Source organism: Actinomycetota bacterium (assembly GCA_012837825.1).
GTDB lineage: Bacteria > Actinomycetota > Humimicrobiia > Humimicrobiales > Humimicrobiaceae > Humimicrobium.
In genome coordinates, this window is sequence record DUQM01000052.1 from 13,808 (window position 1) to 32,450 (window position 18,643).

At 36.1% G+C, this 18,643-nt stretch carries 19 protein-coding genes and 3 tRNA genes; 14 read left to right on the plus strand and 8 right to left on the minus strand.

From position 1 onward, the window contains the following. The first annotated feature begins 68 nt into the window (after positions 1–68). On the plus strand, positions 69–485 hold the full coding sequence (locus GXZ93_03850) for a hypothetical protein (protein ID HHT78914.1): 417 nt from the start codon (positions 69–71) through the stop codon (positions 483–485). A 35-nt stretch (positions 486–520) separates the two neighbouring features. Here the strand turns inward: GXZ93_03850 and GXZ93_03855 are convergent, their stop codons facing one another. Then, positions 521–1,927 carry a tetratricopeptide repeat protein gene (locus GXZ93_03855; GenBank protein HHT78915.1) on the minus strand — a complete coding sequence of 469 codons (1,407 nt, stop codon included), beginning with the start codon at positions 1,925–1,927 and terminating at the stop codon, positions 521–523. Between the two features lie 85 nt (positions 1,928–2,012). Next, positions 2,013–2,591 (minus strand): GNAT family N-acetyltransferase, encoded by a 579-nt coding sequence (locus GXZ93_03860; GenBank protein HHT78916.1) that lies wholly within the window; start codon positions 2,589–2,591, stop codon positions 2,013–2,015. Between the two features lie 237 nt (positions 2,592–2,828). Between GXZ93_03860 and ychF the strand changes: the two genes are divergently transcribed. From ychF to GXZ93_03875, 3 genes are all read left to right on the plus strand, one after another. After that, a complete protein-coding gene (gene ychF / locus GXZ93_03865; protein ID HHT78917.1) occupies positions 2,829–3,896 on the plus strand; it encodes a redox-regulated ATPase YchF in 1,068 nt (355 codons plus the stop codon). A gap of 187 nt (positions 3,897–4,083) precedes the next feature. Further along, positions 4,084–4,356, plus strand: a complete 273-nt coding sequence (locus GXZ93_03870; GenBank protein HHT78918.1) for a hypothetical protein — start codon at positions 4,084–4,086, stop codon at positions 4,354–4,356. Between the two features lie 37 nt (positions 4,357–4,393). Further along, entirely contained in the window at positions 4,394–4,555 is a 162-nt protein-coding gene (locus tag GXZ93_03875; GenBank protein HHT78919.1) for a rubredoxin, read from the plus strand. A gap of 98 nt (positions 4,556–4,653) precedes the next feature. Here the strand turns inward: GXZ93_03875 and GXZ93_03880 are convergent, their stop codons facing one another. Together GXZ93_03880 and GXZ93_03885 are read right to left on the minus strand one after the other, a co-directional pair. Further along, positions 4,654–5,061: a 4Fe-4S binding protein gene (locus tag GXZ93_03880; protein HHT78920.1), complete on the minus strand. Its 408-nt coding sequence runs from the start codon at positions 5,059–5,061 to the stop codon at positions 4,654–4,656. Next, complete coding sequence (locus GXZ93_03885) at positions 5,061–6,227, minus strand: hypothetical protein (GenBank protein ID HHT78921.1); 1,167 nt, start codon at positions 6,225–6,227, stop codon at positions 5,061–5,063. The genes GXZ93_03880 and GXZ93_03885 overlap by 1 nt, the downstream gene beginning before the upstream one ends. A gap of 205 nt (positions 6,228–6,432) precedes the next feature. On the opposite strand from GXZ93_03885, the gene GXZ93_03890 reads away from it, so the two are divergent. From GXZ93_03890 to GXZ93_03905, 4 genes are all read left to right on the plus strand, one after another. Continuing rightward, on the plus strand, positions 6,433–7,284 hold the full coding sequence (locus GXZ93_03890) for a ParA family protein (protein HHT78922.1): 852 nt from the start codon (positions 6,433–6,435) through the stop codon (positions 7,282–7,284). 112 nt (positions 7,285–7,396) lie between these two features. Continuing rightward, complete coding sequence (locus tag GXZ93_03895; GenBank protein HHT78923.1) at positions 7,397–7,924, plus strand: polymer-forming cytoskeletal protein; 528 nt, start codon at positions 7,397–7,399, stop codon at positions 7,922–7,924. Positions 7,925–8,083: 159 nt separating this feature from the next. Beyond that, a complete protein-coding gene (locus tag GXZ93_03900; protein ID HHT78924.1) occupies positions 8,084–8,302 on the plus strand; it encodes a DUF2207 domain-containing protein in 219 nt (72 codons plus the stop codon). Further along, positions 8,289–9,056: a UPF0280 family protein gene (locus GXZ93_03905; GenBank protein ID HHT78925.1), complete on the plus strand. Its 768-nt coding sequence runs from the start codon at positions 8,289–8,291 to the stop codon at positions 9,054–9,056. Before GXZ93_03900 ends, GXZ93_03905 begins: the two co-directional genes overlap by 14 nt. 41 nt (positions 9,057–9,097) lie before the next feature. Here the strand turns inward: GXZ93_03905 and GXZ93_03910 are convergent, their stop codons facing one another. Beyond that, complete coding sequence (locus tag GXZ93_03910) at positions 9,098–9,595, minus strand: polymer-forming cytoskeletal protein (GenBank protein HHT78926.1); 498 nt, start codon at positions 9,593–9,595, stop codon at positions 9,098–9,100. A gap of 282 nt (positions 9,596–9,877) precedes the next feature. Here GXZ93_03910 and GXZ93_03915 point away from each other — a divergent pair, with 282 nt between their 5' ends. From GXZ93_03915 to GXZ93_03925, 3 genes are all read left to right on the plus strand, one after another. After that, on the plus strand, positions 9,878–11,749 hold the full coding sequence (locus tag GXZ93_03915) for a CapA family protein (protein HHT78927.1): 1,872 nt from the start codon (positions 9,878–9,880) through the stop codon (positions 11,747–11,749). Between the two features lie 75 nt (positions 11,750–11,824). After that, positions 11,825–13,639, plus strand: coding sequence for a CapA family protein (locus tag GXZ93_03920; GenBank protein HHT78928.1), 1,815 nt, complete (start codon positions 11,825–11,827; stop codon positions 13,637–13,639). A gap of 5 nt (positions 13,640–13,644) precedes the next feature. Continuing rightward, the gene (locus tag GXZ93_03925) at positions 13,645–13,797 is read left to right on the plus strand and encodes a hypothetical protein (GenBank protein ID HHT78929.1); all 153 of its coding nucleotides are present in this window, start codon (positions 13,645–13,647) and stop codon (positions 13,795–13,797) included. A 184-nt stretch (positions 13,798–13,981) separates the two neighbouring features. Here GXZ93_03925 and GXZ93_03930 read toward each other — a convergent pair whose 3' ends face one another. Both GXZ93_03930 and amrB read right to left on the minus strand, forming a co-directional pair. Further along, positions 13,982–15,451, minus strand: coding sequence for a hypothetical protein (locus GXZ93_03930; protein HHT78930.1), 1,470 nt, complete (start codon positions 15,449–15,451; stop codon positions 13,982–13,984). 355 nt (positions 15,452–15,806) lie between these two features. Continuing rightward, positions 15,807–17,282 carry an AmmeMemoRadiSam system protein B gene (gene amrB, locus GXZ93_03935; protein HHT78931.1) on the minus strand — a complete coding sequence of 492 codons (1,476 nt, stop codon included), beginning with the start codon at positions 17,280–17,282 and terminating at the stop codon, positions 15,807–15,809. A 348-nt stretch (positions 17,283–17,630) separates the two neighbouring features. Between amrB and GXZ93_03940 the strand changes: the two genes are divergently transcribed. The 3 genes from GXZ93_03940 to GXZ93_03950 all read left to right on the plus strand — a co-directional run bounded on the left by GXZ93_03940 (position 17,631) and on the right by GXZ93_03950 (position 17,981). Continuing rightward, positions 17,631–17,706: transfer RNA gene (locus GXZ93_03940), tRNA-Thr, on the plus strand. A gap of 4 nt (positions 17,707–17,710) precedes the next feature. Further along, positions 17,711–17,796: transfer RNA gene (locus tag GXZ93_03945), tRNA-Tyr, on the plus strand. 109 nt (positions 17,797–17,905) lie between these two features. Continuing rightward, positions 17,906–17,981, plus strand: a tRNA-Thr gene (locus GXZ93_03950). Between the two features lie 271 nt (positions 17,982–18,252). On the opposite strand, the gene GXZ93_03955 is transcribed toward GXZ93_03950, so the two are convergent. Continuing rightward, on the minus strand, positions 18,253–18,498 hold the full coding sequence (locus GXZ93_03955; GenBank protein ID HHT78932.1) for a hypothetical protein: 246 nt from the start codon (positions 18,496–18,498) through the stop codon (positions 18,253–18,255). Positions 18,499–18,643: the final 145 nt, after the last annotated feature.

The following is an 18,643-nucleotide window of genomic DNA, read 5'->3' on the forward strand; positions in this document are numbered from 1 at the left end:
TCAGCCTGTCCGGTATGATTATCTGAGAATTTTAAATTTTAATTATAATAAAGAACAGGAGAAGTCTTATGATAGATTTTCAAAATTTTAAAAAAGCACAATACATGACAAAAAGGATGACCATATTAAAGGAAAGCTGCGAATTAAACGGATTAAATATAAACTACCTTTTTGGTCTTTTTAATTACTATAATCAGAAAAACAGGGGAAGATGGTTCTGGCAGAAAGCTGTTTTTACAGGTGCTATAAAAGAAAAATATGATAGTGTGAATAGTCAGGCTGATGAACTGGTAAAAAGCTTAAAGGACATTGATGAAAGCACTTTTAATGACAGGGTTAAAATTATTTCATCTTTGCTTAATGATTTAATGATAAAAATGGAGGAAAATCTCGGGATTGACCGAAGCATTGATCGGAACAAGGTTGAAGGATTTCTTGATGCAAACATGTCAGCTCTTATAAGGGACAGTTTGGGAACAGTTTGAAAGGCTTACAGCAGCACTCTTTTAAAAAATCAATCTTATTCCAGGACTGCGGGAGCAAATATCTGCATATATCTTTTTCCCGCTTCAAAAACAAATTCACCATAATGCCTGATATCATTACTGTCATCATATTCGACAGCTATTTCATATGAATCTGCAGAAATTATTATTTCTGCTTTTGTTTTGGGATTTATTTTGTATATTTCACCTGTATTTCCGTAGAAATAAACATTTATTACTGAACCAGTATTATTAGAAATATCAAGCTGGAAATTTATTTCATCTCTTATATTAAACCTGTATATTATCTCCGGAAGCGGTATGAAAGTCATAGTTTTTATGGTTTCGATCTTGCATGCAGAGTAATATCCGGCAATTTTCTCTGAACTGTCCGGGTAATTAATAAAAATATAATCAAAAACATGAATGGCGTCCTCATACTTTTTATCAAGAGTCAGGCTTATTGCATACTCGGAAAGAATATCCGGGGGTATTTTTGAATAAATACTTTCATCATAAATATTGGCAGATACATCCGTATTATTTTTAAGCGCAATATTCTGTGCCAGCCGGTATTCATCCAGCGCTTCCTTGTATCTGCCATCTTCAATAAGAGCTTTTATTTCTTTCATATAGCTTTCAAAGATCAGCTTTTTGGCTTTTGAAACAAGTTCGCTCTCATGATATTGTTCAATCAGTTCATTAAGCAGATCAATGCTTTGCAAATAATTTCCGGTATTTATATGACTTTCCGCTGTTTTAAATAAATAATCAGGTATCTTGTACGAAGAAATGAAAGCTTCGTCGCTGCTGGGAAATTCTGTTGTTATTTCTTTAAAAATATTTATTGCAAGAACAAAATTTACTGCAGATTTTTCATAATTTTTTTCATCGTAAGCTTTCTGGGCAATTTTTGCATATGATTCAGCAAGTATGTTTTTTACTTCCAGAGCATCTTTGTCAATAATACCCTGCTCAATGCTCAGGTTGATATATTTTACAGTATTTTCATGATCATCTGTTTTCCGGTATGCGGCAGTAATCCCCTTTAGTGAATCGCCATAATATTTGCCTGTGGAATAATTTTCAATTATTTCATTATAATTATCGATTGCGGTACTGTAATCTCCGGAATCAATCGCTTTTTGCGCATTCCTTGATAATGCAAATGGGCCAAAAATGCTTGATATGACAAGTCCGGCAAGAAAAATAATAAAAAACAGTATAAAAATAAAACCACCTTCAGCCCTCCTGGCCATATTAAATATAGCAAAGATAAGACTTAAAATTATTATTACTATACTTGTAATGGGCAGAATATCCCAGAATTTTCCTTTATTTATGAAAAAAAGTACTGCAAGACCAATGATTGAAAAAATAAAAAGCATTATCAGAAGTATTGAACCCAAACCTAGCTTGTTTTTTCTGGTGTATTCGTACATAAGTTATGCTTTATATTTATTGCTTCATAATTTTGAGAACTCAGAACTACATTTTAACCTAAAAACAATAAAAAATGTATAAGAGTCATTCAACTTTTATTTCCATTATTATGGTATCCCAGTAAATATTATTATAAAGATGGTCTTTTTTTAATATCTCCTTTTTTTTGAAACCGCATTTTGTATATGATTTTATTGCTCTTTTATTATATTCGTAAACTGATAAGGCAATCTTTTCAAGCCCTAGTTTTTTAAAAGCAAATTTTATGGCTGCTCCTATTGCATCTCTGCCATATCCTTTTCCCCAGTAATTTTTATCACCTATGGCAATTCCGAAATCTGCTTTTTTTTCGCCCCAGTTTATTTTGTGAAGTCCGCAGTTCCCTATATATTTTTTTTCCTGTCTTGTTTCTATTGCAAAAACAAAATCATTTACAGATAAAGACATTTCTCTGAACCATCTTTCTTCCTTTTCTGAATCAAGGTCTGAGAAATCAGATGAGAGAAACTTATTTATCTCCGGATTTTTAAGCCATTTTATCAGCTGATAAAGATCGCTCCTCTTAAGAGGCCTTATAAGCACTTTTCCGTTTCTTGATACTGTGCTTTTCAGCTTCTTAAAATCCATTTCATAAAATTTAATACCTGTCGGATTGCCAGGCAACATAGCGCCGAGTCAGAGATTGTTGTTAAAAAATAAACCAATGACTAAAATTTTAATCCAATTTTGATTTTAAACCAATAATCTGAAACCAATAATCTGAAATGCAGACGGATTTTAACTGTGTTTAATCTCTATATAAATAAATTTTAAAAAGTTAAAATAAGAAAAAATATTTTTACTTTTACAAATATAAGGTTTATAAAATATTTCAACAGGAATTATATATGAGGAGAATAAATGGGACTATCCATGGGAATAGTCGGACTTCCGAATGTCGGAAAATCGACTTTGTTTAATGCATTATTGAAAAAGCAGATAGCAGATGCTTCAAATTATCCTTTTTGCACAATTGCCCCGAATAAAGGCGTTGTTGAAGTTCCGGATGAAAGACTGAAGGTTCTGGCGGAGATGATAAGTGTTAAGAAAATTGTACCGGCCGCGGTTGAATTTGTGGATATAGCAGGACTTGTAAGAGGCGCATCCAAAGGTGAAGGACTTGGCAACCAGTTTCTTGCAAACATAAGGGAAGTAAATGCAATATGCCATGTAGTAAGGCTTTTTGAAGACAAAAGTGTTGCACATGCTGAAACTGATTTAAATCCCGAAAAAGATGCTGAACTTATTAACACCGAACTTATAATGGCGGATCTTCAGACTCTTGAAAAAAGAGAAGCTCCAAAAGGAAGGGCTTCAAAGGAAGATGGCATAATGTGGGAAGCGGTATGTATTTTAAAGTCAGAACTTGAAAAAGGGAAAATGGCGATAGACGTTGAATTAAAAGAAGAACACAAAAATGAAACAAAAAAATTATGTCTGCTTACGGATAAACCTATTATTTATGTTGCAAACATAGGAGAAGAACAGCTTGTTAAAAAAGATAGTCTGGCTAATGATATGAAATTACAGCCTCTTATTGTCTTGTGCGCAAAACTGGAGTCCGAGCTGGCACTGCTTTCACCTGAAGACCAGCAGGAATATCTGAAACAGTATGGGCTGGAGGAACCAGGTCTTGACAGGCTGATAAAAACTGCTTACAGCACCCTGGGGCTGATTTCTTTTTTAACTACGGGGGAGGATGAAACAAGGGCATGGACTATTGAAAAAGGAACGAAAGCACGTGAAGCAGCAGGTGTAATACATTCTGATTTTAAAAAGAATTTTATAAAGGCTGCGGTAATTTCATATGATGATTATGTAAGAATAGGCGGCTGGACAGAGGCAAGATCCCGGGGAAAGGTAAGATTTGAGGGAGCTGACTATATAATAAAAGAAGGAGATGTTGTTGAATTTATGGTAAGGCAATGACCCGGATTTTTTTAAATCAGGGATTTTCGGAATTGCAGTATGCAGCTTTTAATTTAAATATAGTTTTAAAAATCCTGCTTCTTTAGCTATAATATTTCCTTAGTTATAATATTAATGATTTTCTATTAAAAGTCATAATAGCAAGATCAAGTTTCTGTATTGGAAAAAATAAAATAAAGGGGGGAAAATGAGCGAAAAAAAAGTTTTTACTTATGAGCAGGCAAAGGAAATCGGTGAAAAGCTCGGAATAGATTGGAAAAAGTGGGATGTCGAGCAATTCAGGAGAGGCATGGATGTGGAACTTGAACATGGAACCGAAGATCCGAAAACCAATGTAACCAATGATGATCCTTTGCTGACAGGGAAAATTGCTCTTGCCCATTTAAATGAATTTCCTGATTACTACATACGTCTGGATAAAATGGAAGAGGAAGCTGAAGAGTACTGGGAAAACAAATAATCAGAAAACAAAAAATCAGATAGGAGATATGCAATAAATGAAAAAATATGAATGTATTGTTTGCGGATATATTTATGATCCTGAGATAGCTGATACGGATAATGGAATAGAACCGGTTACAAAATTTTCAGATCTTCCCGGAGACTGGGTTTGTCCCGAGTGCGGTGCTGAAAAAGACCAGTTTGAAGAACTGGAGTAAAAAAACAGGATAAAATCAGTTTATAAGACAGTGTCATCTATATAAGAAAATAAAAAAAGAGGTTTTAAACTCCGGCTCTTTAGGGTTTAAGGCCTCTTTTATATTTTGGATTTCAGGGCATTAACAGGACATCCGTTAAGGCAGATGCCGCATAAAACACATTTATTTTTATTGAATTCAATTTCAAAAGTATCTTTATTTATCGAAAGCGCATTGCTGAAACAAAGAGAAATACACACCCCGCAATTAACACACAGTTCTTTATCAAGTATTATCTCCTGGGTTGCTTCTCTTATCTGGACTCCTTCTTTCTTAAAGAAATTTTTGCACTCTTCGATTTTGTCCTTTTCCCCCCTTATTTCAAGAAGCATTTTTCCTTCAAGGTTCGGGGTTATTTCTGCTCTGAGTATATTGAATTCAAGATCAAAGTCCTTGACGACATGATACACTATTGGTTTTGTGACAACGTTTTTTGGAAAATTGAGGATCAGTTTTTCAGCTGTCATCAGACTCCCTCCTCATTTACAATATTCAAAGGCTTGGTGGTGCCGGATGTGGGAATCCGGGAAACAGGAGAAGTTAAAAGGAAATTATTATCTTTTATCCATTTTTTTAAAAGAAAGGAAATTTCTTTTGCTTTTGAATAACTTGAAATAGAGCCTGTCGGCACTTCTTTTTTGTTTATTGTTACTTTGCCTTCCCTTAACTGTCTGTAATTTACTTTTCCAAATGTCGGTTTGCTCCTTCTCTGGACAGAGTAATCCGATACGCTTGCATAAATATCTTCATCTCTGACTTTGAGATATTCAACCATCTCTTCATCGATTACAGGTATCGGGATTCCGACTCCTACAAACATTGTAACTCCGTATCCGGTGAATATGGCGGCTTTTATGAAACGTGGATTCATGTTCTTTAAATCACCTATAAGAGCAAGTGTCCCGGCTCCGCCTACAGGCACTCCGTTAGAAAGCCTTTCTACTTCAGGATTGTGCTGGGTTCCCTGCCATGCCACAAAGCCTGTTGCGCCACCGAGAAAAATCTTTGTTCCTATTCCTATGGTTCTGTAATAAGGATCATTTATCAGCGGACTTAACTGCCCGGCACTTGAATATGTGACATTCCCGAAACGAGGCAGAAGTTTTCCCATATAAGTATAAATTATTTTTCCCGATGAATTTGTTGCAACAGAATAATTCTGATAAGCATTTCTCGGATTAAACAGGTATGCCTGGTTTATCGTGCTTTTATTTATATAAGTATCTATTTCTTTTCTCGGGTAACAGTCCGTTCCATAAGCTGTAGATCTGAGTCTTATATTTTTGCCTGAGATAAGCTCCTCTATGACATGCGCTCCTCCATAAGCCATTCCCTTGCTTTCAGATAATTCTGTCGCTCCGATATATGCATCAACTGCTGCGATACCTGCGTAAGCCGGAACATCGTTGAGCCATACTTTTGTCATTTTTATAGGAGGGTCAGAATGGCCGAAATTAATAAAAGCTCCTGATGAGCACATCGGGCCGAATGTCGCTGTTGTAACAACGTCAACATCCTTTGCGGTTTTTTTTATGCCGTTTTCCCGGACATAATCAATTATTTCTTCTGCAGTTAAAACGACTACACTGCCGCTTTTAATTTTTTCGTTTATTTCTTCAATGGTTTTTGGCATTTCTTCAAATAAAAATTCATAAAATTATTTAATATCTAATATTAAATCATAATTATTAATATTTAAAGATACTTTTAGTCAATAATGAATATTGGGTTTTAATGTTTATAGATTTTTCCCTGGTATTATTATATTATTTTATCAGCAGTTGCTTAGAGTTAATTGCAATGAATTTTTATATAAAAACATTGGTTTTCTGGACTTTATGAAAAAAATTGCATTCTTTTACACAAAAGGCGGAACCGGCAAAACAACTATTTGTTTTAACTACGGTTATTATCTTGCAGATAATAAAAACAAAAGAGTTTTGATGCTTGACTTTGATCCTCAGGTAAACCTGGTTTATTCATTCGGCGGGGATTATAAAAATGATGAGGGCAATAATCTTGAATCGATGCTGCTTAATTTTATAAAAGGCAGAAGCATTCTTCTTGAAGACTACACTATAAAAATAGGAAAAAATTTAACAATTCTTCCGACTTCCAATAATATTTCCGTGATAGACGAATACCTGACGGATCTTCTTGTAAAAAAATCTTTTGAAAAAGGTGTTATGCTGAAATCCATGGAAAGAAATCTCCTTTTGAAAGACATGCTGGATAAAGTGATAAAACCCTGGGAGTTTGACTATGTTCTTATAGACTGCCAGCCCAGTTTTTCTCTTCTGTCAAACACTGCTCTTATCTATGCCGAGAATATCCTGACTGTTCTGAAACCCGAGCCTTATTCGCTTGTTGATATCGATTATATAAAAAGAATAATAAATAATCTAAACAGAAAATATGGTACCAATGTAAGTATTTCCGGTGTGATAATAAATGCATTTGAATCCAGAAAGAAACTTGCATGGGACATTTCAAAAAAGATTGAGGCAAATTTCGGAAAAGAAACCAGGGTTTTCAGGGAGAAAATAAAGTTTTTGGCACAATATCAAAGTTCGATTTTTTTGGGGAAACAACCTGTTTTTAAAATGTATCCGGGCAGCGCTGCCGCAAAGAGTCTGCTCAACCTGTTTGACGAAATAGATAGTATTGTGCTGGATCTGATAAATTACTAAAGTTTTTATTATTTTTTTAAAAAAATTTTTATAACAGATTATATATTTTATATAATCTAAAAATAATATAAAATATATATTAAGCTTAAAAATGTAAAAACAGGGAGGATTCATGAGTTTAGGTGGCAATGCTTTTTCAGCTATTGATCTCGGATCAGAAAATGATTATGAGGGATCAGAGCAATCAAAAACGCTTCTTACCATCAGGGGAGATTCGGCAAAAATTGAAGGAAAACTGATTATTTCCAAATCAATAGAGATCGACTGTGAAGTGCATGGAGAGCTTGTTATAGACGGGCAGATGAAAATACAACAGTCAGGATATGTTAATGCTGATGTAAAAACAATAGATGCAATTGTTACAGGTGTATATGAAGGCAATATGGAAGCGACCGGAACTGTTCAGATAACTGAATCAGGAAAAGTAAACGGCAACATAAAAACTGATTCGCTTATCATTGAAAAGGGTGGAATTTTCAGCGGTAATGTTGTAAGAATTTCTACAAATGGTGAAAAAAAAAATGAGCTGAAAGAAACACATGAAAGTTCAACAGACTATTCTGACAATATAGGTGAGGAAACTGCTGAATCTGAATACGAAGCTCAGGAAGAAAAAGAAGAAGATACTCTGGAATTATAAATAATCAGGAAAATAATTTTAATGTAATCACCGGATCGCTTTAATTAATAAGGATAGTGATGCGTGCCGGTCCCTAATATTTTTAATAGGGTGAACAGGGTTTTGTTAAAAGGCATTTATTAAAGCTTTTTATTATTTAAAAATCAGCCGAGTGGGAAAATGGCATTAAGTCCGAGAATAAAAAATCCTCTTATTTTAAGCATAGTGGCAACGGTATTTCTGGTGCCTGTACTTATCCTTTCCAGATATATTTTCCGGTCTCAGCTTTCATGTGTTCCCGGCGGAATAATCTGGGCAATAATAAGCGTTACAACAGTTATTTATTTTATTATTATTTTTTTGGTTTTTCTTTATTACAGCAGTCTTGGAAGAAAATAATAATTTATTTATAGAAAAGATTTTTGCCAATAAACTTTATACCAACAGAGATATTTACAGGATTCGTGTAGCAAGAAAAGCAGAATTTGCCTGGAAAGTCTCATATAAATATTCAGATCTTTTTATTTCAAGCAGCAGGGATATTTCATCTTTTATTCCCGGGAAGATAATTGATTTCTATAATATTATTGAGAAAGAAATAAAAGAAAACCCTGATTTTGAAAAATCACTTGTACCTCTGAAAAACGCTTCCTGCAGCAACCGGCTTCTTGCCGAAATGAATGAAGCTTCAAGGATTTTTAATGTAGGCCCCATGGCAGCGGTTGCAGGCTCTCTGTGCGAATTCATAAGCAGAGATATACAGAAAGATACCAGATACCTGATAATTGAAAATGGCGGCGATGTTTTTGTTAAAAGCAATAAAGATATTGTATTATCCGTATTCTTAAAAAATAATTATTTCAAAAACGGGTTAAAATTAAAAATTGACAAAAAACTGTTGCCATGCGGTATTGCCTCTTCTTCCGGAACGTTCGGACACTCATTAAGTCTTGGCAGATGCGATATTGCATTGGTTGTAGCAAGAAATGCTGTTATTGCAGATGCAGCTGCCACAGCATTTGCCAATTCGGTAAAAAGCAAGACAGATCTGGAAGAGGCTGTTAACCGGATGAAAGACAGGGAAGGGATATTCGGTCTTCTGGCTGTAAAAGAGGAGATGCTTGCAATATACGGGCAAATAAGCCTTATATGACTTCCGAAAGTGCAGATATATCCGGCATCGGCAGAGGTTTATTACATCAGGAGATTGCTTTTAAGATGGTTTTCCGGTATTTTGTCCTGTGGTTTTTGCTGGGTAAAAGACGTGCCGGTATTTTCAGACAAAGGAGTCTTATTTTCTTCCTGCTGTTTTATTTCAAATATCTTCTGATCTTCAGAAATAGCACTTTCACCTTTGAATACCCCACCTTTTTCAATTGTAAACATTGCATCTTTCTGAGTAAGATTACCGGTAAATTTTCCTGTTGATGTTATTTCAACTTCTCCGGATGCAATCATATTGCCTTTAAAACTACCGGCAATGGTAGCATCTTTGGTTTTGATTCTTGCTTCAACCTCTCCTTCTTTTCCTATTATCAGTTCTTTTTCAGCAGTAATTTCACCAACTACTTTTCCATCTATCCTTGTTACGCCGGGAGAAAAGAGACTTCCGTTTATAACCACGCCTTCACCTATAATAGTGAGAGTCTTGTTATTGTTTGTCATAGAATCAACATTTTTTTTTGAGAACATTTTTTCACCTTATCTTAAACTTGGTATATAATCTCAGGGCTAATAATAAAATATTAAAACACAACAAGCAAAATTAAAAACTTGAAAGGACAGATAAAAATTATAACATTATTTTTTATAAATTGTTAATTATAAAAAATACCGGCTATCCCATCTATTATAATAAATTGATAACTTAAAGTTTTAATTTGAATATAAAAATATTAATATAATGATATTTGATTTTAAAAATAGTTAAAATCATTAAAAAAACAAATTAAAATAATCTTCGGGAATACTTAAATGGTAAATAAATTTAAGAAAACACATACCCCATTCAAAGTTTCGCTTTTGTCAAAAATAGGGATAATCCTTCTGGCAATAACAATCATATCCGGTTTTTCCTGCAGCTATGCGGGAGTGTCGGGAATCGGGAAAGAAAATGCGGAAGAGACACAGGGGATCCGGACACCTGATGGAATACTGTCTGATGACGGAAAAGGAGGATCCGGGGCAGACGATACTGTGGAACCGGAAAAAGAAGTAATAGTTGTAAGATTAAGCAGATTTATCCCGGAGTTCATTTCCGCCGTATTAAAGCACAAGGCAAGAGAATTATTCGGAGAAGTTATTTTTATAGATGAGGAAACCAAACCTGAAGAAACTTCTCCTGTATCAGGAGGCGGGCGGAAACAAGCAGAGATAATTGCTGATATCGCAAAAAATGATGAAAGCCTGAATAATTATATTGTTTTATGCGCAGTAAGCAATTTTTTTTCATCAAGGGATAATATTGAATTTGAAGAAATTGAAGGCCTGCTAACCGGTTCAGACGATACAGATAATAATAAAGACGATGCAGATAATAATAAAGACAATACAGATAATAATACAGAAAACCAGAAGAACGGGAAAAATCGGGACTTAAATACATCCGATGAAGCAAAGTTATATATTTCTAATGATATAGGAAATATTTTTAAGAAGTTTTATGGTGAAATCGTTAATGAAAATGTAGTTTTTGCTGACACATGGGATATTGTAAATGAAATATCACAAAATACCGAAGCCATCGCTCTTATTGCTTTTGACAATCTTGAAAAGGATTTAAAGGTTTTAAACGTTAACGGAAAATCAATTTTCAGCAAAGAATTCTCTTACTCTGATTATCCATTATCTTTTTCAGTAAGTTTTAATTGTGAAAAAGAAGACCATGCCCTAAAGCTTAAGGAAGATTTTGAAGAAGATTATTACTCAAATATGGATCCGGAAAAGCTTGCTACTGTTAATATGACCGGTGTCACCGCTCTTGTGAGAGGGGTTGCAAACAGAATGGACAAAAAAGGGATTTTGTATCCTGCAGAAAAAATAGCCGAGACGCTGAAAGATGCCGATATAACTCATATAAGCAATGAAATATCATTTAAAGAAAACTGTAATGCCGGCCAAAGCGGAACAGTATTCTGCAGCAAACCGGAATATATAGAGCTTCTAAGATTTGTCGGCACAGATATAGTGGAGCTTACCGGCAACCATTTGAATGATTATAGTTCCAGGCATCTTGAAACTACTATAAAGATGTATGATGAAGAAGGATGGAAGTATTTCGGAGGAGGCATGAACCTCAACCAGTCAAAGCGTCCGGCTTTATTTGAAATAAATGGCAACAAAATAGCTTTTCTTGGGTTTAACTATTTCGGCCCCTCTTATGACTGGGCTACAGAAACACAGGCAGGCTCAGCTCCCCCTGACGATCTTTTTTATATTGCGGAGATAAACAGACTGAAGGATGCAGGATATAATGTGATATTTACTTTTCAGTATGAAGAAGCATACCAGTACTCCCCTCTTGCCTATCAGATTGATGATTTCAGGGTTATGAGAGATGCCGGAGCCGATATTGTAAGCGGAAGCCAGGCGCATCATCCGATGGGACTTGAATTAGACAGCAAAGGCCTGATTTGTTATGGCCTTGGAAATCTCTTTTTTGACCAGATGCAGTCCCTCGGCACAAGACAGGGATTTATTGCAAAGCATATATTTTATGATAACAAACATATAAGTACTCAGATAATTCCGACCTTAATCGAAGATTATTGTCAGCCAAGACTTATGGATGATTCAGAAAGAGAGGACTTTTTAAAGATCATATATAATAAAAGCATAAAATCTTAAAGTCAGAATATCGGAAATTATTGATAAAGGAATTTGAAAAGGACAGGGGCCAGGCCCGGGTAGCCCGAACAGTATATGAAAAAACAATTATCAAAAAAATTCATATTAATGATTATCCTGGTATTTTTTACTATATTCTCGCTAATATCCTGCCAGCAGGTAAAAACCATTCTTGACGGCGTAAGGAGATCAGATGGTAAATCAGTGAAAAATGAATCACTGGATGATTTAAATGAAGATAACGGTTCACAGGATAATACAAAAGAAAATCCGGAACTGCCGGAAAATAAAAAGAGCGATTCCGAAAATGACATAAAGGAAATAAGCTATTATATATCCGAGCTGATTCCGGATGAAATATGCTTCCTGATTTCTGATAATATTGTCAAAGCCTCTGCAAAATCGGAAGAAGTTAAGGTCAGGCAAATAAAAAATAAAGATGAAGCAGAAGAAGCTTTCTGCAGAATTGATTTTAACAGTTATAAAGAAAAAACCGTAAATAAAATAGGCAACTATGTTCTTGCTTTTGTAAGCGGGTTCTATAATTGTAACGATAATATAATTTTTGATGATTTTTTAAAGTTCTGGAATGGTGAAGCTCCCGCTGTTTTGGAAATTACTGATTCATCTGAAAATCCGGAAATGATACTTGATGACAGTGTCTACAAAATACTTGTAAAAGTATTCGGGGAATTTAAAGGCAGCAATCTTAAGATAGTTTCAGACCGGAAAGAAATTTCTAAAATTCTGTCAAACAGCAAAAATACTTTCTCAATAATCCCGTTTGAAAATATTGAAAAAGAATTCAAGGTATTTGAAATTGATTCTCTTTCGGTTTTTGATAAAAAAGAAGATAGCTCCGGGGATTATCCACTGGAACTTGAAATAACAGCAGACGGGAACGAAGATAATGATTTGAAAAATATATCAGATAATATTGATTATGAATCAATCACCAATAAAGAAGAGGGTAATTTAACTACTTTGATGATGACAGGATGCACGGCGCTTGTAAGGGGAACGGCTTCCAGAATGGAACAGAAAGGAGTTACTTATCCGGGAGAAAAAATTGCAGAAACTTTAAAAAGTGCTGATATAACGCATATAAGCAATGAAATAACCTTTGTCGAAGGTAATCCGCGCGACAAGGAGGACAAGATTGTATTCAGCAGCGACCCGAAATATATTGAGCTTCTTCGATTTGTAGGTACGGATGTTGTGGAACTTACGGGCAATCATATGAATGATTATGGCCCGAAATGGATGGTGTTTACGCTTGAAATATATGAAAAAGAAGGATGGCAGTTTTTTGCAGGAGGAAGAAATCTTCAGGAATCCTACAAACCGGCCAAATTTGAAGTAAATGGCAATAAAATTGCATTTCTGGGATGCAATCAGTTCGGCCCTCAGTCTTACTGGGCAACGGAAGATAAAGCCGGAGCAGCTCCTCCCAATTATGATGATTATGAAGAAATAATAACCGAATTAAAAAAAGATGGCTATATAGTTATATTTACTTTTGCCCACCAGGAAATTTATGATTATGCTCCTTCTGCAGGCCAGATTACAGATTTCAGAAGAATGGCGGATGCAGGTGCCGATATAATTAGCGGCAGTCAGGCTCATCATCCCCAGGCAATAGAGTTTTATAATAAAAGCCTTATATTTTATGGCCTCGGAAATCTTTTTTTTGACCAGATGTATAATACTGAAGTCAGGCAGGGAATGATAACAAAGCACATATTTTATAAAGGCAGACACATTAATACAGTTATAATCACTACGATGCTTGAAGACTACTGCCAGCCAAGGCTGACGGATGAAGCTGAAAGGTATGACATACTTTATAATGTTTTTAAAGCAAGCGATTTAAAAAAGCAGGAAAAATAAAAGCAATGTCTTATCTTTTCAATAAAAAGTCGGATGACAAAGAAGAAGAGAAAGAAAAAAGAGGCGATAATCCTGTAAATTCTTTTTTTGTCCTTTTTGCGGCAGGATTTTATTTTGACTATAAGCTGCTTATACCATCAGCAATAAAATGGGACTGAACCGCTGTTGCAATACAATCACACGAGATAGCTCTAGGGGTGTGCAACAATCGGAGATAACCGTGTGCATGCTCAATTGAACACGGATTGCGTTAGACAAACAGGAGTAGCCTATGTAAATCAAGTCACATCCGTGTATTATACCCGCAGATGATCCAGACAGTTTAAGGGCACTCGACCTTTATTATCTTCGATACGGAACTGTTTCTCCTGTGTCAACCTGCTGAGTTAAATTACCTGCTGCATTGAAGTTATAACGGAACACTTTGCAGGTCCCACCAATTGTAAATGAGCTGGTGGCGGGAGAGGAGAAGGTCGATGTGATACTCTCTACATCCCATGCCAATTGTCCTGCATCATTGACGGACAACTTGCCGCCCAATGAGCCTTTCACGGAATAAAATGTCTTCGTCGTTCCATCTAACGGGTCACATAGGAGCAGAACCGCTGTATAGTTATCGCGTACGACCGGCGTGAGTTCCTCGCTTGAAATATCCCACCCGCTATTCTCCTTTGAAAACACAAAATCTAGAACACCGGCAATTTCGTGTCGTCCGCCCTCGTCAGTCTGCTTAGGAACAGCGTATGAGGACAAATATACCTGCCCTCCGAACTCCACCATATCAGTGAGATAGTATTCGCAGTCGTCGCCTTCATAAGTAAAGCTTTCGAGTACGTTGCCTTCGCGATCCAGCTTAAATAGCAGTGCTGTATCGCGAGATAGCCGGTTTCCGACCTGTACGATGTAACCATCGCCCAGACGAGCGGCGTTCCAGACACCCAGGTTTCCCACGTCGGTCTTTTTGAAACTCAATTCATTCCCGTCCATGTCGTAGCAACTGAGACAAAGACACTTAAGGTCGCCTCGGCTGATAACAGCCCAAGTGTCGTCACCGTTACTCAACACAGCCGCAATATATTCATTACTAAAACCGTGATTGAGAAGACGCGTCCACATCACCGTTCCTTCATCGTCTACTCGAGCGAACCAGCCGTACGACAAAACTTTGCTCCAACCCCATACAGCCGTACCGTCGGCAGTATAGGCACTGTCTTCAATATAGGTATCCGTGAAATCCACAGTCCAAAGCAATTTACCGTCCCGGAAGCATTCCAGTATGCTTTTGTCAAATACTTCAGTTTCTGATTCTTCATTCATCTTGTATCGATAATCTGTACGGTAGCTGATTCCGGTTTGAGGCAGCGAGTTCATCCAGACGTTTCTATCCCACAGCGCGGCCAGCTCTTCAGGGGTGGGCTCGTCCTGTTGAATCTCCAATCCGGGTATCGCTTGCTGAATCACCTCGGCTGTCTTTCCGTAGGTAAAACGCTGAGTCGTAATGTCCCGGTAGACAGCTTTAACATCTGAACGGCTCAGGCCATCTGTGGATAGGCCATTTGATTCAAAAAAGGTTACCGCCGCATTGTATTCTTTCACCTCAACAGCCAAGGCAACAGCTGTCGACCCAATAACAATGAACAACGCCAAACAAGCTGCCACAATGTTCCATCTGATCCTGCGTGTTTGTTTTTCCGCCGTTATTTCATGCGAGGCGTGCTCATCATGAACCTTGTCAACGGTATATATGGTTGCTTCATCTATATATTTCTCATCAATTGTGCTGATGATTTCAGAAATCTTTTCTTTTTTCATAGGAACACCCCTTCCTTAATCAAATATTTCTTTAAGTTTTTCCGAATTCGGTAAAGACGAACCGATACGTTGTGTTTACTTATGTGAAAAAGATTTGCGATATCTTCAATTGAGCTGGCATGTCAGTAGCGCCTGACAAACATTTCGGCAGAAAGCCAAATCATAAATATTCCAAAACCTATACAAAGCCTATGTGCTTCCAGTCAAACAAAAAGCACCAATAGATGACTAGCAGTGCTTTCAGTTTAACTCCCAAGTCAGGACTCAAACCTTGAACCTACAATAAGAGTGAGCAAATATTGAAAAACGGTTAATAGCTATGATAGTGCAAAAGCATAAAATACATAACATATTTCTATCTGCCGAATTGCTCTTCACTGAATACCGTTGCTGAAAAAATATATATCTCGCAGTTTTTTTCTTTCCAGCATAATTCTGGAAGACCGGCTTTTCTGCATGTTTGTCCAAGAAATTCCACCGTGTCCCAGTTATAGTCCGCTGCAACCTGAGGCAGAAGAAGACCCTGATGAAAACCTTTTTTTATGAAAAGACCATGTCTGCCAACCTCAATCTGGCTTGTATCGTTTATCAGGATAAATGGTGATAAAACAGATATCTCTATTTCAATATCATCAATTTCATTTTTGCTTACCGGATAAAATCTTGGATCACTCAAAGCGGCTTCTCTTGCCATCTTTCTGACTGTTTCCCATAATGGCGCTGAAGCTCTTATATTGCCTATGCATCCCCTTAAATTTCCTGATATTGAAAGAGTCACGAAAGCACCGCATTTTTCATTAAGAACGGAATCGGAGACATCCGGATATGAGACATTTGTTTTTAGCACCGAAGAGACCAGTGATTTTCTTGCAATTTCCAGAAGAAGTTTCTTCCGGCTGTCGTTCAGCTCCATGCTTGTTAAATCATTTTCGTCTGCCGTATTTTCGGATTCATTCTCATTCCGGGATTTTTCACCGGGATTATCTGAAAGCCGGCTTGTTTTTTCAGTAAAAATAGCAGCGGAGAGATAGCCAACTACCGCCTGTTTTTCTCCGGAGACATCTCCTGAATTCTGATATTTAAGAATAACAGCTTTGTTCGCTCCCATTTTTTTTGCAGCCATCATTGCAGCTATTACAGGTCCGCCACCACACATCTCAATATTATTTTTTAAAAATTCATTTTCCAGATTGTCTATATCAAACTCGGAAACAAGTTTTTCAACCTCTTTATCCAGTGCCAGTGCTTCTCCATACTGATGGTAATGTGAAAGATCTGTGGAAGCTATTATAAGAATGTTCTGGTTTGCAAAAATATCCCCTACCGCTTTCCCGATGCACTCGATATTTTTCTTGTTCTGGGCTCCGATAACAACGGGAATAAATCTGAAATCTTTATAAATATATTGCAGAAATGGTAGCTGGACTTCTACACTGTGTTCATTATAGTGTCCGTGTTCCGAAAACTTTATATTTTTATCATAATCTGCCAAAAGCCGGGATCTTTCTTTATCTATATTGATTTTTCCAAAAGGTGTGTTGTAAGCATCTCCGTCATATACAGATATGAAATCAAAATATTCTGAATGAGAAGGGGAGATTATTATAATACTGTCGTATTTTTTGTCCTCAATCTGCTTGTAAGAAAATGCTGCCACCTGACCAGAATAAATATAACCGGCATGAGGACAGATGATGGCTTTAATATCTTTTAAATTATGATTTTTTGCATTTTTAAGAAAATCTTCTATCTGCAGTCTCAGGACGTATGGATCATTTGAATAAAAAGAACCTGCAACTATGCTTTCCCTTATTTTTTCATATCTGTTCATCTTATCCCCTCCGATGAGGATTTATTAATATTAGCTGAAAGTAAAAGCTTTTAAGATAAATTATAGCATGAAAGACAGATAAGGTTTTATAGTCTTGCAATTTAGATTTAATAATATTTAGCTTGGAGAATGAGTGTTAACTGTAAACACCAGGCTTAGATAGTACAAATAAATATAATTAAAAACTAATTTTCAGGCTATTGTCTTTACCGGTTTGTATTGCCGAAAAAGAATGATTTGATTCTTAGGATTTCTATTAAACAGGGGGAAGAATTTATCCTTGACAATATATCCTCAGATTAAGATAATATTTAAGCAATTTGAATTGGAAGCATTTTTTAATGTTTTGCTGGTGTAGCTCAATTGGTAGAGCAGCTGACTTGTAATCAGCAGGTTGGAGGTTCAAGTCCCCTCGCCAGCTCCATTGTGGAGGGATGCCCGAGTGGCCAAAGGGAGCAGACTGTAAATCTGCCGGCAGACGCCTTCATAGGTTCAAATCCTATTCCCTCCACCATTTTGTTTGCAGGCTTGTTTTATTTAAAACAAATAATCAGTGAAACTGCTTATAGAAATTTAATAGAGAATATATTTCCCAAATCTTCTGTTGGAAAAAATTTTTTAAAGCCCACGTAGCTCAGTTGGTAGAGCGTTTCCTTGGTAAGGAAAAGGTCACCGGTTCAATTCCGGTCGCGGGCTCCACTCCGGGTAGCAGCGAGTAGCCCTGAAGGAAGCTTATAAAAATCTAAAAGCACTTTTCTACTATCGGGATCCACAACTATTTGCTTCAAAAAAGAAATTATTGCATTATGTTTTTCTTCATAATCTCCATTTCTTATTCTGAATTTAGGTGCAATAATCCTATAATCTTCTTTTATGTTTTTGCCAATATATGCTCTGCCGATAGAAGTTGCACATAGATCTGCAATTTGTAGTCCACAAACGTTTTTCTTTTTATTTAAGAATTGAAAATCTAAGAATTTTTCCTAATATCTGCTCCGATTTCTTCTTGCGAGAGTGGAACATCATAATTGTCTTTATTAAAATCAAGTGTATTCAGCTTTCCTGACGATCTTCTGTTTCCACACTCTTTAAAGTATTCAGGTTGAACATTTAAAGCTTTTGAGATTTTATCAATTACCGCATCTCTTGGCGGCAATAATTTCTTTTTTATAAAATCATTTATGTAGGTTGCCGAAGAACTTATTTTATTTGCCATCTGTCCATAAGGTAAACTATAAAGACAAGGCAAGTTGAATGGGAGAAATCAAAATTAACGAAAAATATATAAAAGAAAAGATAAGTAAAGTTATTGAAAACAGGATTAGCCTTTCAATTTTAAAAATTGTAGACGAAACGCTGGA

Coding starts and splice junctions, on each gene's coding strand:
- GXZ93_03870 (HHT78918.1), top strand. CDS start 4,084: ATGAGCGAAAAAAAAGTTTTTACTTATGAGCAGGCAAAGGAAATCGGT.
- GXZ93_03890 (HHT78922.1), top strand. CDS start 6,433: ATGAAAAAAATTGCATTCTTTTACACAAAAGGCGGAACCGGCAAAACA.
- GXZ93_03875 (HHT78919.1), top strand. CDS start 4,394: ATGAAAAAATATGAATGTATTGTTTGCGGATATATTTATGATCCTGAG.
- GXZ93_03910 (HHT78926.1), bottom strand. CDS start 9,595: ATGTTCTCAAAAAAAAATGTTGATTCTATGACAAACAATAACAAGACT.
- GXZ93_03855 (HHT78915.1), bottom strand. CDS start 1,927: ATGTACGAATACACCAGAAAAAACAAGCTAGGTTTGGGTTCAATACTT.
- GXZ93_03925 (HHT78929.1), top strand. CDS start 13,645: ATGTCTTATCTTTTCAATAAAAAGTCGGATGACAAAGAAGAAGAGAAA.
- GXZ93_03880 (HHT78920.1), bottom strand. CDS start 5,061: ATGACAGCTGAAAAACTGATCCTCAATTTTCCAAAAAACGTTGTCACA.
- GXZ93_03955 (HHT78932.1), bottom strand. CDS start 18,498: ATGGCAAATAAAATAAGTTCTTCGGCAACCTACATAAATGATTTTATA.
- GXZ93_03885 (HHT78921.1), bottom strand. CDS start 6,227: ATGCCAAAAACCATTGAAGAAATAAACGAAAAAATTAAAAGCGGCAGT.
- ychF (HHT78917.1), top strand. CDS start 2,829: ATGGGACTATCCATGGGAATAGTCGGACTTCCGAATGTCGGAAAATCG.
- GXZ93_03920 (HHT78928.1), top strand. CDS start 11,825: ATGAAAAAACAATTATCAAAAAAATTCATATTAATGATTATCCTGGTA.
- GXZ93_03930 (HHT78930.1), bottom strand. CDS start 15,451: ATGAAAAAAGAAAAGATTTCTGAAATCATCAGCACAATTGATGAGAAA.
- GXZ93_03915 (HHT78927.1), top strand. CDS start 9,878: ATGGTAAATAAATTTAAGAAAACACATACCCCATTCAAAGTTTCGCTT.
- amrB (HHT78931.1), bottom strand. CDS start 17,282: ATGAACAGATATGAAAAAATAAGGGAAAGCATAGTTGCAGGTTCTTTT.
- GXZ93_03850 (HHT78914.1), top strand. CDS start 69: ATGATAGATTTTCAAAATTTTAAAAAAGCACAATACATGACAAAAAGG.
- GXZ93_03895 (HHT78923.1), top strand. CDS start 7,397: ATGAGTTTAGGTGGCAATGCTTTTTCAGCTATTGATCTCGGATCAGAA.
- GXZ93_03900 (HHT78924.1), top strand. CDS start 8,084: ATGGCATTAAGTCCGAGAATAAAAAATCCTCTTATTTTAAGCATAGTG.